Below are 14,245 nucleotides of genomic sequence, written 5' to 3' on the forward strand. Positions count from 1 at the left end.
AAAAATTTATTATGGACGAAGATGTTAAATTTATTTTAGAGGCCACCAAAGAAAGTATGGACGGGGCCATATTACATTTGGAAAAGGCATTAGTTAAAATTAGGGCAGGGAGAGCTAACCCCTCGATGTTATCGTCAGTTATGGTGGAATACTATGGCTCGCAGACTCCTTTGTCGCAGGTGTCAAATGTGAATACTCCTGATGCCCGAACACTATCTGTTCAACCATGGGAGAAAAGTATGCTGACCGAAATAGAAACAGCCATTATGAATGCCAACTTAGGTTTTAATCCCATGAACAACGGAGAGATGGTAATTATTAATGTTCCTCCCCTAACCGAGGAAAGAAGAATACAATTAGTTAAACAAGCAAAATCAGAAGCCGAAGAAGCTAAAATAAGTGTTCGTAGCGCAAGACAGGAAGCTAATAAAGAAGTAAAACATCTGGGCATTTCTGAAGATCTTGAAAAAAACGCGGAAATTGATATTCAGGAAATGACCAACGCTTACACGGAAAAAATAGACAGTGTACTTCATTTAAAGGAAACAGAGATCATGAAAGTCTAATTCTTGATTTTACCAAATGCATACCACACGATTATAGGTCATTAACCTTACGCTATTACCTTAGCCTTTGTGGAAGTTTAATCTATCCTCCAAAATAAATTGCAATAATCGCAGCAATAACGATAATAGCACAAATGACTATTAATACCCGATATAGTATAATGGCAATTCTACTATAGTTTTTCTCATCGGACATGGCATCATTTCTTTAAACCTATTTTATTTTAAAGGAGTAATTTTACTTCCCCTCAATTTACATAAATTCTTTAGCAAATAGCGCTTTGTGATACACATGATGGTATTTACTATTTTATAGAGCGTTTCTAGGTACAGTCCTCCTTGTTTTTTACCTTTGCCGCGATTAAAAATACAATAGTAAATAAAGTTTGTTCTAATTGAATACGGCATCAGAACTAGTTGTTCGCAAGAAGCACATTAAATTTTAATTACTTTCTGGTTGTATTTAAAATCTGGATTCATAAATAACAGTATGGTCACGAAGATTACAAGAGGATTTTGGGGAAAGGTTGGTAGAATTATTCTTAGAAACAGAATTCTTATCCTCTTTTTAATTGTTGCTGTCACTGTTTTTTTGGCGTTTCAATGGAAGAATATGCAATTTTCAACTTCTGAAGCGAATCTACTCCCCGATGATCACCCACTGAATCTTGCTTATGAAGATTTTCTTGAAAAATTTGGTGAAGAAGGAAATACTATTGCCTTTGCTATAAATGACAGTTCACTTTACGAAGTTGAAAATTTTAACAGATGGAACAGATTAAGTAAACAATTGGCAGCTTTTCCCGAGGTAGACTATGTGGTATCTGTAGATAATATTAAGGAACTTATAAGGGACAAGGAAGAACGAAAATTTATTCTTCGACCGTTAATTGAGCAGAATCCGCTCAATAATATTGAGGTGGACAGTCTAACTCAGTATATGTTCAATAATTTACCTTTTTATGATAACCTGTTATACAATAAAGAAACGGGAACCATAAGAACACTTGTCTATATGGACAAGGATATTGTAAACACTCCCGTTCGAAAAGATTTTATTCTAAAGGACCTTCATACACTAATTACCGATTTTGAAAAGGAAACCAAAATGGATGTTCGGGTCTCAGGAATGCCCTATATAAGAACAATGAATACTCAACATATCATTGACGAAATAGGAATATTCATTGCAGCGGCACTTATTGTTACTTCCTTAATTTTCTTTTTCTTTTTCCGCAGTATACGTGCAACGCTAATTTCAATGTGTGTAGTACTAATTGGAGTTATGTGGGCCTTCGGGATCCTGGGACTTTTGAAATATGAAATTACGGTTCTAACAGCGCTGATTCCACCTCTCATTATAGTAATTGGGATTCCCAATTGTATTTTTCTAATCAATAAATATCAGCAGGAAGTTAAAAAACATGGGAATCAGGCTTTATCCTTAAAAAGGGTAATATCAAAAATTGGTAATGCAACACTCATGACCAACGTTACCACGGCCTGTGGTTTTGCAACCTTTATTATTACGGACAGTAAACTTTTAACCGAGTTTGGTATAGTAGCTTCTATAAATATACTATGCATCTTTATGCTTTCCATACTTATTATACCAATCGTGTATAGTTTTATGTACCCTCCAAAAACAAAGCATCTGAGACACCTCAACAAAAAATGGATAGATGCTTTTGTAAACTGGATGGAGCATATAGTTCGGGAAAAAAGGATAGCTATTTATTCAATCTCTTTGCTAGCATTAATAATTAGTATCATTGGGATTTATCAAATTAAAATTTCCGGGAATCTCGTTGAAGATATGCCTAAAAATACCGGGTTTTATAAAGACATTCAATTTTTTGACAAAGAGTTCAACGGTATTATGCCTATTGAAATTGTTGTAGATACAGAAAGGAAAAAAGGGGTGCTAAAACCGGTCACACTCAAAAAAATGAATGAGTTGGGGGAAATGATTGATGAGACCCCGGAATTATCGAAGCCAATATCCGTGGTTAATTTGGTAAAATATTCCAAGCAGGCTTTTTATAGCGGAATTCCTAAATATTATCAATTACCCACATCGCAGGAATACAATTTTATTATGGATGTAGCCCGAAAATCTCCAGGAAATGAAGGCTTAGTTGAGAATTTTGTTGATAGTACAGGGCAGGTTGCCAGGATTACCACTTTCATTAAAGACGTACCGACGGACAGGATGGAAGAAATTGAAAAATCGATGCTAGATAAAATCAAGAAGGTTTTTCCGGCCGATCGTTTTAATGTATATGTGACCGGAAAGGCTTTGCTTTTTTTAAAAGGCACCAAATATTTGGTAAAGAATTTAGTGCTTTCTTTATCCCTTGCTATTCTTTTAATTGCGCTATTTATGGCTTATCTATTCCGTTCTTTCAGAATGATAGTCATTTCTTTAATTCCCAATCTTTTACCCCTGGCTATTACCGCCGGGGTGATGGGTTTTGTTGGCGTTCCAATTAAACCTTCGACGATATTAGTTTTTAGTATTGCCTTCGGAATTTCAGTAGATGACACCATTCACTTTCTGGCGAAATACAGGCAAGAACTGTCCGCTAACCATTGGCGAATTCAAAAATCGGTTTATGCCGCCTTACGCGAGACTGGTGTTAGTATGTTTTATACTTCTATTGTCCTTTTCTTTGGCTTTTCCGTCTTTACAATTTCAAGTTTTGGGGGAACTGTTGCTCTGGGTGCATTGGTATCTGCTACATTGCTCTTTGCCATGTTAGCCAATTTAATTTTGCTCCCTTCACTTCTTCTTTCATTAGAACGCAGTATCGCAAACAAAGAAGTCCTCAAAAAACCTCAAATAGATATTCTTCCTAAAGAAGAGTTGCCCATAAGGAGATCGGAAGATTGAGTCGTTGGTTCGCTACATGTATTTTATAAGTGGTTTAGAGCTAAATATTTTTACCAAAAAGTTATCTTTGCCATTCAAATTTAGAATTGATCTCATATGAAATCATACAGCATTAATGAGCTACTTCAGTCACAACCGTTAAAACAAGAGGTAGAAGTAAATGGATGGGTCAAAACATTTAGAAGCAATCGATTTATCGCTTTAAATGATGGCTCCACCATTAACAATATCCAATGTGTGGTAGATTTTGATCAATTCAATGAAGACTTACTAAAGAAAATTGCAACAGGTGCTGCTTTAAAAATAAAGGGTGTCTTAGTAGAAAGCTTGGGTAAAGGCCAAAACGTTGAGATTCAAGCGCATGAAATCTTTGTTCATGGAGTATCTGATCCGGACACCTATCCTATTCAACCCAAAAAGCATTCAATGGAATTTTTAAGGGAGCAGGCTCATTTAAGGATACGTACGAATACGTTTGCAGCCGTTATGCGCGTCAGATCTGCCCTCTCGTTTGCGATCCATGCGTATTTTCAAAAAAACGGATTTTATTATTTTCATGCTCCAATAATTACAGGTTCAGATGCAGAAGGGGCAGGTGAAATGTTCAGAGTTAGCACATTAGATCCTAAAACCCCACCATTGACAGATAATGGGGAGGTAAATTATAAGGAAGATTTTTTTGGTAAGGAAACCAATCTAACTGTCTCAGGGCAGCTTGAAGCCGAAGCGTATGCCATGGGATTGGGTAAAGTATATACTTTTGGCCCTACTTTTAGGGCAGAAAATTCGAATACTTCAAGACATCTTGCCGAGTTTTGGATGATTGAACCTGAAATGGCCTTTTATGATCTTAAAGATAATATGGATCTGGCAGAAGATTTTATTAAAAATATCATTTCCTATTTGCTAGAAAATTGTGAAGAGGATTTAGCATTCCTAGAAAAACGGCTTCTCGATGAAGAGAAAACAAAACCTATGGCGGAACGAAGTGAAATGGCGCTTATAGATAGGCTGAAATTTGTGGTGGATAATGAATTTATAAGAATTACATATACCGAAGCAATCGAGATTTTAAGGAATAGCAAACCAAACAAAAAGAAAAAATTTCAATACCAAATTGACGAATGGGGTGCAGATTTACAAAGTGAACACGAGCGCTATTTAGTAGAAAAACACTTTAAATGCCCAGTTATTTTATTTGACTATCCTGCTAAAATAAAGGCGTTTTATATGCGTTTGAATGAAGACGGGAAGACAGTAAGAGCCATGGATATTCTATTCCCTGGAATAGGTGAAATTGTAGGAGGGTCTCAGCGTGAAGAACGACTGGATGTCTTAAAAGAAAAAATAGCCGCTTTAGGGATCGATGAAAAAGAACTTTGGTGGTATCTTGATCTAAGGAAATTTGGAACTGCTATTCACAGTGGATTTGGACTTGGCTTTGAACGAATGGTACAATTTGCTACGGGAATGGGGAATATAAGAGATGTGATTCCTTTTCCAAGAACACCTCAAAATGCTGAGTTTTAACGGCTAAGTCATTACATGATATTAATTCTTTAACTTTATAGATAGGAAAAGAATACAAGCTTATGCTAAAACAACACTTACAGTTTAAATTATCGCAAAAGCTATCTCCTCAACAGATTCAGTTGATGAAGCTAATTCAGCTTCCTACGCAGGCATTTGAACAACGTTTAAATCAGGAACTTGAGGAAAATCCGGCCTTAGAGAGAGGCAAAGAAGAAAAGAGTTCATTAGAAGATGATTTTAGTGAAGACTATGAAGGGGAATCAGATGGTGAAAGTATAGCAGCAGAAGATATTAATATTGATGACTATTTAAGCGATGACGAAGTACCCGATTATCGTACGAGGGCTAATAATTACAGCCCGGATGATGATGAAAAGAGCATTCCTTATGCGGCTGGTATCTCGTTCAATCAATACCTGATTAATCAATTAAATACCGTAAATCTTAATGACCAGGAATGGGCCATAGCTGAATTTTTGGTTGGTAGTGTTGATGAGAGTGGTTATATACGAAGACCTATAGCCGATATTGCAGACGATTTGGCTTTTACACAAAATATCTATTGCGAAGCGGAGGATATTGAAAAGGTTTTAAAAATTGTTCAGGAATTGGATCCTCCTGGTGTTGCTGCAAGAACATTGGATGAGTGTCTCATTCTTCAGCTTAAACGTAAAGAGAGAACATCAAATATTGAATTAGCTATTGACATTCTGGATAAATCCTTTGAGCAATTCACCAAAAAGCACTACAAGAAACTGCTTCAGAAATACGACATAAATGAAGATGAGCTTAAAGAAGCCGTATTAGAAATTGAAAAATTAAATCCCAAACCAGGCGGATCTTATGCGGGCAGTAACAAGGTTATTGAACATATTGTTCCCGACTTTTCTATTAAGATTATGGATGGAGAACTGGAATTGACATTAAATGGAAGAAATGCTCCTGAACTCCATATTTCGAATGAGTATAGTAATATGTTAGCTGGTTATAAAAGTGCAAAGGATAAGTCCAAGTCACAAAAAGATGCTGTAATGTTTATCAAACAGAAGTTGGATTCTGCAAAGTGGTTTATAGATGCCATAAAACAGAGGCAGCAAACACTCTATGTTACTATGAATGCAATAATGCAATATCAAAAAGAATACTTTCTTAGCGGTGATGAACGCAAATTGCGGCCAATGATCTTAAAAGATATTGCAGATGCCATTCATATGGATGTATCCACAGTATCACGAGTTGCTAATAGTAAATATGTTGACACTCCCTATGGCACCAAATTGATTAAAGAATATTTCTCCGAATCAATGAAGAATGAAGAAGGGGAAGATGTCTCTACCAGGGAAATCAAAAGTATATTGGAAACTGTAATAAGGGATGAAGAAAAGAAAAAACCACTCACAGATGATAAATTGGCTGCCATGCTAAAAGATAAGGGGTATCCAATCGCAAGACGAACTGTAGCCAAGTATAGAGAGCAACTGGGTATACCGGTGGCTCGTCTTAGAAAACAGATTTAATGAAACTGTTTTTCAAGATAATTTCCCATTTATTCCATCCTATTTTTGTGCCTATAGCGGGTACTATTACTTATTTTGTGATAACCCCGAAATACAGCCCCCTTGAACTTCAAAGTGGCAACGTATTACCAATTTTTATACTCACTGTCATCATCCCCATTATTAGCTTTCTCATATTGAAAAACCTGGGCGTTGCAAGTTCAATTTTTTTACCAGGAATAAATGAACGAAAATATCCATTGATTATCCAAATTGCCTTACTCCTAATGATAATAATAAAGGTAATCCCCAATAATTATATCCTTGAAGTGAATTTTTTCTTTGTTGGATTGCTAATTGCTACAATGGCCAGCCTTTTTTTGATTTTTTTTAAATTTAAAACCAGTTTACATCTGGTGGGTATAGGTAGCTACCTTATGTTTTTAATAGCCCTGAGTATTCATTTTGAAATTAATTTAATTATTGCCATAAGCCTTTTTACTCTGTTAACAGGAATCCTAGCTACCGCAAGGCTCTATCTGAATAGGCATAGCAGAGCTGAAGTCTTTATTGGTTTTCTAATTGGATTTGGGTCCCAATTACTGACTATCAAATTCTGGCTATAATTTTATAAGATATAGAAGATAATTCCAATTCTTAAAGGCACGAATTCAATTGAATCTCCTTCATTAGTAGTTACACCATCGTTAAACAAATTACTTAATGCATAATAAGCATGGACATTAAAGGTACTATAGCCAAGATTAAGCATAACACCATATCTGAAATTACGAATATCTGAGTTATTAAAAGAAATCTTTGTCTCATTAGACACAAACTTGGATCTACTACCTACAACATAGCCCAATTTCATGCCAGCGTAAACTCTCCAAAATTTGTAATCACTTGGTGTGGATGTGCGCCATCTGAATTCTATGGGCATTTCTATAACATGATTATCCAATTTATTTCGCTTATAAGATACATCGGAATCAAGCACGATATATTCGAGACCGCTCTCGGTTTCATTAACAAACAAGTTCGTATAGTAGTTATTATATGCATAACCAAGACCAATACCTATTCCAAAATTCCTTCGGCTGTTAAAAGGAATATCCTTTATAAATCCGCCTTGTAATCCATAAGAAAAATTACCCTGAGTGACTCCTTCAGGCATATTTAGTATAAAGTTATACGTTATACCAAGATAAAATTGATCTTCCAGGTATTTAAGATCTTCGACCTCAGCATTCTCCTGTGCGCAAAGATTTATCGTGAAACCCAAAATTAAAAATAGTGTATAGCGTTTCATAGAACATTAAAGGTAAATAATAAACGAAACCAAGAGTATAAAAAAAGCGCTTCAAATATATTTTGAAGCGCTTTTTACAATTATTTAAGTATGAAAGTTAATTCTTTACTGCAAATTTCTAAAAGCATCACCTTCATAGGTGGTATAATTAACCTTTAGAGCGTTCACTTTTCGTAACTCTAGTTTAATATCTGATATAAGACCCATGTTGGCACCTTTATCTACCTTAAGAGCAGTAGTTAGAACATTCTGTAGTTCCTGCGATTTTTTAGCTCTTTCCTGCAAAATAAAATCCCCTACTTCAGAAACGTTTGCAAATTTATCGTTCAGTTGTATTTTTGGTTCAGTACCAAAAACCTTCTGATATTCTCGAGTGGGTTTACCCACATAGATGTACAATACTCTATCCTTTTTTTCCAACTTCTTTACCTCACTAGCATTTGGTAAGGTATTCTGAACCATTAACGAGCTATCTTTCATTACGGTTACAGTCATAAAAAAGAACAATAGCATAAAAACAATGTCCGGCAAAGAAGCCGTAGATACCGCGGGTAGATCCCCATCTTTTTTCTTATTAAATTTTGCCATAATTATAACTTAACTCAAGGTTAATTACTAGTTGATGTTTCTGCCTCGGATAATTTTTGAGGAAAGATCCCCTGTATTCTCTGAACCTTTTCCTTTAAATCTTCCCTGGTACTCGCTGGTGTTTCAGGATTAAGAAATTCAGATTCCATTTCCGTAAAATTTCTTCCATAAAGACGCTGTGCTTCTCTATTTCGAAGATCATTATAAGCACCCACCAATTCATTTTGCACCGTTATATAAGTGCCATACTTGGTTTCACGATCATTCTTCAGAGATATAATTGCTTTTGTCGGATTATCTGAAGAACTGGCATCTTTTTTACCCTTACAGAAATTACAAGTACCATCACCTCCATTATCCAGAAATGCGATAGCTTTTGCTCTAAGCTGCTTAAGATCTATTAACTCTTCTTCAACCAGCAACTGACCATTTTTATTGATATTAACCGTAAAAATATTCTTTTGCTTAATGACTACATCTGTGTCTGGCGGCTCCATTGGCGGAAGCATCCTGTCTAACCCTGCATCCGTTTCAATAGTAGTAGTAACTAAGAAAAAAATGAGCAGTAAGAAGGCAATATCTGCCATAGATCCTGCATTAACATCTGGTGGTCCTCCTCTTCTAGGCATAGTTTAAAGTTTTTATTTGTTCGACATGTTCTTAAATGCACCCAAAATCATAGCTGCAATGGCTATTAGCACAAGGAGAAAAAACATATTGAGACCAGTCCCAATTCTTCTTATCGTAGTTTCTGAAGTATCAATACCCCTGCCGGCCATTTCTTCAATACTAACATCCGTACCGCTTGCAAGAACATAAGAAATAAGAACAACCACTACAAACCCACCAATAACCATTAGGGTCTTTTTCAGGCTTTTCGGATTTGCAAATAAGTTCTTAAGTGTGAAAACAAGACTTACGACAACTGCAAATCCCAAGAGAATATAAGTAATCATGAACATCATGTTCATCGCCCCACTACCTACGGCTTCAGAGGCAGGAACATCTCTTCCTGGCAGTTGATACCAAAGTACCGCTGATAACACGCCTAAAACAACTAATACTATTTTAATAATTTTATTCATAATATTTATTATTTAGTGCGATTTATTTTTTGTGGTCTACCAACATATCGATCAAAGAGATCGATGAATCTTCCATGTCATTTACAATACTATCTATTTTAGCAATAATATAATTATAGAAAATTTGAAGAATAATAGCCGTTATAAGACCAAAGACCGTGGTTAATAAAGCAACCTGAATATCCCCCGCAATTAATGATGCACTAAGGTTACCAACCGCGCTAATCTTTTGGAAGGCCTGGATCATACCAATAACTGTTCCCATGAATCCTAACATCGGTGCAATAGCTATAAATAAAGATAACCAGGAAACATTTTTCTCTAATTGTCCCATCTGAACACCACCGTAAGCAACAACTGCCTTTTCAGCTGATTCTATGCTCTCACCTGCTCTATCCAAGCCCTGGTAATAAATAGAAGCAACCGGCCCTTTTGTGTTTCTGCATACCTCTTTTGCAGCTTCGATACCTCCTGATGCAAGAGCATCTTCTACTTGTTGTTTCAATTTTGTTGTATTAGTGCTTGCCATATTCAAATAAATGATTCTTTCAATGGCAACTGCCAATCCTAATATCAAACATAAAAGAACAATCCCCATAAAACCAGCTCCACCTTGAATAAACTGCTCTTTTAAAACCTGGGTAAAACCTTTGGTCGATTCATCCGCTGCTTCATCCTGAAGCATAATTGTAGCCGTAGCTACAGTTGTAGATAAATTAGAAACTATTGCGTTCGCTTTCGCGCTTACCGTATTTGTGCTTAGAACAAATAACCCAGCCATGGCCAGGATCGAGAATAATCTTTTCATTTCTTTCAAACTTAAATTTAGTTAGTTAATAGGGTTAAAGATAAAAAAAAAATACAATTAAAAAATTAAAACTTCATACTATTAGAAGGCTGATGCAATTGAATTTGGCATTTCCTTTCTATAAGGAACAAAAAAGTCGAATTTAACTTCTTTATTAGCCCGAAGTTAAATACTAATTTTTTGTTTATGGCAGAGAGGAAGGGATTCGAACCCTCGATACACTTTTGATGTATACACACTTTCCAGGCGTGCGCCTTCGACCACTCGGCCACCTCTCTATACTGTAAATAACAGGGCGAGCAATTAACAAAAAAAAATTTGGTTTAAAAAACTTTACCCATTTAATTTTAAGTCAATTCTCCGCGTATTGAAGTTTCAAAAATTGTTCTGAAAGATTTATGTGAAACACCGCTACCTAATAGGTACATAAGTTTGGTAATCGCCGCTTCGGTTGTGATATCACCTCCATCAATAAGTTGTAATCTCTTAAGCTCTTCACTTGTACTATATCTGCCCATAATTACTGAACCCCCTGAACACTGAGTTACATTAACAATATGCAATCCATTTTTTATAGCTTCCTTTAAATCTGATATCAACCAATCATCGGTAGGGGCATTTCCTGCACCATATGTCTCAAAAACCAACGCTTTTAAGTTTTGTATGTTCAATAATCCCTGTAGCAATTCCCGACTAAAACCTGGAAAAAGTTTAAAAATTGCAACATTGGTGTCCATGACTTTATGGACCGTTAACTTTTTATTTTTTTGATTTTTTAGAAGATAATTTTGATTGATCTTTAAATGAACTCCTGATTCTACCAGAGCAGGGAAGTTTAATGATGTGAATGCCTCAAAGTGCTCTGCATTAATCTTGGTAGTTCTGTTTGCACGGTATAATTTGTATTCAAAATACAGACATACCTCCTGAATTACCGCCCGGTTATTTTCTTGCAAGGCAGCTATTTGAATAGAAGTGATTAAATTTTCCTTGGCATCTGTACGAAGATCTCCAATAGGTAATTGCGAACCGGTAAAAATTACTGGTTTCGAAAGGTTTTCGAGCATATAACTCAACGCAGATGAAGAATAACTCATGGTGTCACTGCCCTGAAGCACAACAAAACCGTCAAATCTGTTGTAATGCTCCTCAATTATAGTAGCTATAGAAACCCAATGTGAAGGATTCATATTGGAGGAGTCTATTGGGTTTTTAAATGATATACTCTCAATTTTACACTCCAACTGACTTAATTCCGGGATTTTACTGACTAACTTGTTAAAATCAAAAGCTCTTAAGGTTTCCGAAGGGTGGTCTTTGACCATTCCTATAGTGCCTCCAGTATAGATGAGTAAAATGCTAACTTTTTTGCTCATTTAGTAAAGTGATTTTTTGTTTTAAACTATTCTTGAATATATGTTATAAAAGTAAAAAAGTACTATCCCCCGAACACCTCTTTTGAATTCTGCGTAGTAATATTTGCAATCACCTTTTCATCCAGACCATAGATCATTGAGAGTTTTTTTAATACCTGAAGTAAATATACACTTTCATTGCGTTTACCTCTATAAGGTACAGGGGCCAAATAAGGACTATCTGTTTCCAATACAATATGATTCAAGTCAATCTTGTTTAAAAATGTATCGATTTTCCCATTTTTAAAGGTAACAACTCCTCCTATGCCAAGCTTCATATTATAACTTAAAGCTCTTTTGGCTTGTTCTTCCGTACCAGTAAAACAGTGAAATATTCCAAAAAGGTCCTCTGCTTTTTCCTCTTCGAGCACCTCAAAAATTTCGTCAAAAGAATCTCTGCAATGAATTACTATAGGTAAGCCATATTTTTTTGCCAGGTGTATTTGGAATTTAAATGCCTCCTGCTGTTCATTTAAATAAGTCTTATCCCAATAGAGATCTATTCCTATCTCGCCTATGGCATAGAAATGCCTTTTTGATAACATAAGTTCAACATGTTTGAGCTCTTCTTTATAATTCTCCTTTACATGAGTTGGGTGTAAACCCATCATCAAAAACATGTTTCTGGGGTATTGCAATTCAAGTTCCAACATTGATTTGGTGTAGGAAGAATCAATAGACGGAATGAAAAAGCGTTCAATTCCCTGTTCAATAGCATTTTGTATAACTTTATCCCTATCCTCATCAAAGGCTTTACTATATAAATGGGTGTGTGTATCTGTAATAATCATAGAGCAAAAATAGAATTATCTTTGTCAAAAAAAATATTAGATGCGCAATCTGAAAAAAGTTTTAAAGCATAAAGGGTATTCTAAAATTCCTCTGATTATAAGCGGCACCAATCATTTGGAGATTAATGCCAGTATTAATGGAGTTAGCGGACGTTTCATTTTAGATACGGGTGCATCAAATACCTGTGTGGGGGTTGATAAAGCCGGTTATTTTAAACTCGTTTCAAAAGACTCTAAAATCAAAGCAGCTGGTGCTGGTGCTACTGATATGGAAACACTGATTTCAACAAAAAATAAAATTGAAATTGGTAGTTGGAAAAAGGAAAAGCAAAAGATAGTTGTTTTTGACCTGGTTCACGTAAATGAAGCCCTCAAAGAACACAAGTCACTTCCGGTTGACGGGATTATAGGGGCAGATATTCTAATAAAATGCAAGGCTGTGATTGATTATGCTTCCGGGAATTTATTTTTGAAAAATAAAAAATAATTTTTGCGACTTGCTACTATTAATTTATCTACAACTCAAGGGCTTTTTCCGTGTTACCTTCCATCAATATTTCCACAGGGTTTTCCAAAGCTTCTTTTACTTCAACCAGAAATCCTACAGATTCTTTTCCATCAATAATTCTATGATCATAAGATAGTGCTACATACATTATTGGCGCGATAACTATAGCTCCTTCCTTAACCACCGGTCGTTCTACGATATTATGCATCCCGAGAATTCCGCTTTGCGGTGGATTTATTATTGGTGTTGATAACATTGAACCAAAAACCCCTCCATTAGAAATCGTAAAAGTTCCTCCTGTCATTTCGTCTACAGTAATCTGTCCATCACGGGCTCTTAATGCAAGGCGTTTAACTTCTGCTTCTACACCTCTAAAAGTAAGATTTTCGGCATTTCTTATAACAGGTACCATAAGACCCTTTGGCCCGGAAACGGCAATGCTTATATCACAAAAATCAAATGAAAGCATTTCTTTACCATCAATCATCGAGTTAACAGAAGGGAACATCTCCAAAGCCCTTATCACGGCTTTGGTAAAAAACGACATGAATCCAAGACTTACATCATGTTTATCTTTAAAAATTTCTTTGTATTGTTTTCTCAAATCAAAAATTGCCGACATGTCTACCTCATTAAAAGTAGTTAGCATAGCCGTTTCATTTTTAGCAGCTACCAGACGTTCTGCCACTTTACGCCTTAGCATAGAAAGTTTAGTCCTGCGCTCACCACGACTACCACCTGTAGGGCTACCCATTGAAGGCACAGATTTCACTGCATCCTCCTTGGTAATTCTACCGTCTTTGCCAGTTCCGTTTAAACTTGCGGGATCTATACCTTTCTCATCGAGTATTTTCCTGGCGGCAGGTGAAGGCACACCCTTTGCATAGGATTCTTTTGCAACTTCTTTCCTGGCGGGTTCAGCCTGATTAACAACAACTTCAGTTTTATCAACCTTTTTTTCTTCGGTTATTAAAGCTCCATCTTTTGGCTTTTCGGCACTTGTATCTATTAGACAGACAACTGCTCCAACGGCTACAGCGTCTCCTTCTTCTGCTTTCAAGGTGATTATACCGCTCTCTTCAGCCGGTAATTCCAGAGTTGCTTTATCTGAATCTACCTCAGCAATTGCCTGGTCCTTCTCTACATAATCTCCATCACTTACTAGCCATTCTGCTATTTCAACTTCAGTAATGGATTCACCCGGAGATGGAACTTTCATTTCTAAAATCATGCCTTACACTTTTATAATG

General features: G+C 35.9%; 14 protein-coding genes and 1 tRNA gene. 6 read left to right on the plus strand and 9 right to left on the minus strand.

Going from position 1 to position 14,245, the window contains the following annotated elements; translation table 11 throughout:
* Nucleotides 1–11: 11 nt before the first annotated feature.
* From frr to ABJH90_RS05850, 5 genes are all read left to right on the plus strand, one after another.
* Nucleotides 12–566, plus strand: coding sequence for a ribosome recycling factor (gene frr, locus ABJH90_RS05830; RefSeq protein WP_348137463.1), 555 nt, complete (start codon nt 12–14; stop codon nt 564–566).
* 490 nt (nt 567–1,056) lie between these two features.
* Nucleotides 1,057–3,459 (plus strand): MMPL family transporter, encoded by a 2,403-nt coding sequence (locus ABJH90_RS05835; protein WP_348137465.1) that lies wholly within the window; start codon nt 1,057–1,059, stop codon nt 3,457–3,459.
* A gap of 96 nt (nt 3,460–3,555) precedes the next feature.
* Nucleotides 3,556–4,989 (plus strand): asparagine--tRNA ligase, encoded by a 1,434-nt coding sequence (gene asnS / locus ABJH90_RS05840; RefSeq protein WP_348137467.1) that lies wholly within the window; start codon nt 3,556–3,558, stop codon nt 4,987–4,989.
* Between the two features lie 62 nt (nt 4,990–5,051).
* Nucleotides 5,052–6,509, plus strand: a complete 1,458-nt coding sequence (gene rpoN, locus ABJH90_RS05845; protein ID WP_348137469.1) for an RNA polymerase factor sigma-54 — start codon at nt 5,052–5,054, stop codon at nt 6,507–6,509.
* Nucleotides 6,509–7,114, plus strand: coding sequence for a hypothetical protein (locus tag ABJH90_RS05850; RefSeq protein ID WP_348137471.1), 606 nt, complete (start codon nt 6,509–6,511; stop codon nt 7,112–7,114). The genes rpoN and ABJH90_RS05850 overlap by 1 nt, the downstream gene beginning before the upstream one ends.
* Nucleotides 7,115–7,116: 2 nt before the next feature.
* Here the strand turns inward: ABJH90_RS05850 and ABJH90_RS05855 are convergent, their stop codons facing one another.
* The 8 genes from ABJH90_RS05855 to ABJH90_RS05890 all read right to left on the minus strand — a co-directional run bounded on the left by ABJH90_RS05855 (nt 7,117) and on the right by ABJH90_RS05890 (nt 12,487).
* A complete protein-coding gene (locus ABJH90_RS05855; protein WP_348137473.1) occupies nt 7,117–7,800 on the minus strand; it encodes a porin family protein in 684 nt (227 codons plus the stop codon).
* Nucleotides 7,801–7,905: 105 nt separating this feature from the next.
* Nucleotides 7,906–8,388 carry a biopolymer transporter ExbD gene (locus tag ABJH90_RS05860; RefSeq protein WP_348137475.1) on the minus strand — a complete coding sequence of 161 codons (483 nt, stop codon included), beginning with the start codon at nt 8,386–8,388 and terminating at the stop codon, nt 7,906–7,908.
* 20 nt (nt 8,389–8,408) lie between these two features.
* Nucleotides 8,409–9,017, minus strand: coding sequence for a biopolymer transporter ExbD (locus ABJH90_RS05865; protein ID WP_348137477.1), 609 nt, complete (start codon nt 9,015–9,017; stop codon nt 8,409–8,411).
* Between the two features lie 12 nt (nt 9,018–9,029).
* A complete protein-coding gene (locus ABJH90_RS05870) occupies nt 9,030–9,473 on the minus strand; it encodes a hypothetical protein (RefSeq protein ID WP_348137479.1) in 444 nt (147 codons plus the stop codon).
* Nucleotides 9,474–9,495: 22 nt separating this feature from the next.
* Complete coding sequence (locus ABJH90_RS05875; protein WP_348137481.1) at nt 9,496–10,281, minus strand: MotA/TolQ/ExbB proton channel family protein; 786 nt, start codon at nt 10,279–10,281, stop codon at nt 9,496–9,498.
* Between the two features lie 187 nt (nt 10,282–10,468).
* Nucleotides 10,469–10,559, minus strand: a tRNA-Ser gene (locus ABJH90_RS05880).
* Between the two features lie 69 nt (nt 10,560–10,628).
* Nucleotides 10,629–11,657 carry an asparaginase gene (locus ABJH90_RS05885; protein ID WP_348137483.1) on the minus strand — a complete coding sequence of 343 codons (1,029 nt, stop codon included), beginning with the start codon at nt 11,655–11,657 and terminating at the stop codon, nt 10,629–10,631.
* A gap of 62 nt (nt 11,658–11,719) precedes the next feature.
* Nucleotides 11,720–12,487, minus strand: a complete 768-nt coding sequence (locus ABJH90_RS05890; protein ID WP_348137485.1) for a TatD family hydrolase — start codon at nt 12,485–12,487, stop codon at nt 11,720–11,722.
* 40 nt (nt 12,488–12,527) lie between these two features.
* Here ABJH90_RS05890 and ABJH90_RS05895 point away from each other — a divergent pair, with 40 nt between their 5' ends.
* A complete protein-coding gene (locus ABJH90_RS05895) occupies nt 12,528–12,974 on the plus strand; it encodes a retropepsin-like aspartic protease (protein WP_348137487.1) in 447 nt (148 codons plus the stop codon).
* A 28-nt stretch (nt 12,975–13,002) separates the two neighbouring features.
* On the opposite strand, the gene odhB is transcribed toward ABJH90_RS05895, so the two are convergent.
* Nucleotides 13,003–14,226, minus strand: a complete 1,224-nt coding sequence (odhB, locus tag ABJH90_RS05900; RefSeq protein WP_348137489.1) for a 2-oxoglutarate dehydrogenase complex dihydrolipoyllysine-residue succinyltransferase — start codon at nt 14,224–14,226, stop codon at nt 13,003–13,005.
* Between the last annotated feature and the right edge of the window lie 19 nt (nt 14,227–14,245).

Source organism: Eudoraea sp., assembly GCF_039969275.1.
Classification (GTDB): domain Bacteria; phylum Bacteroidota; class Bacteroidia; order Flavobacteriales; family Flavobacteriaceae; genus Eudoraea.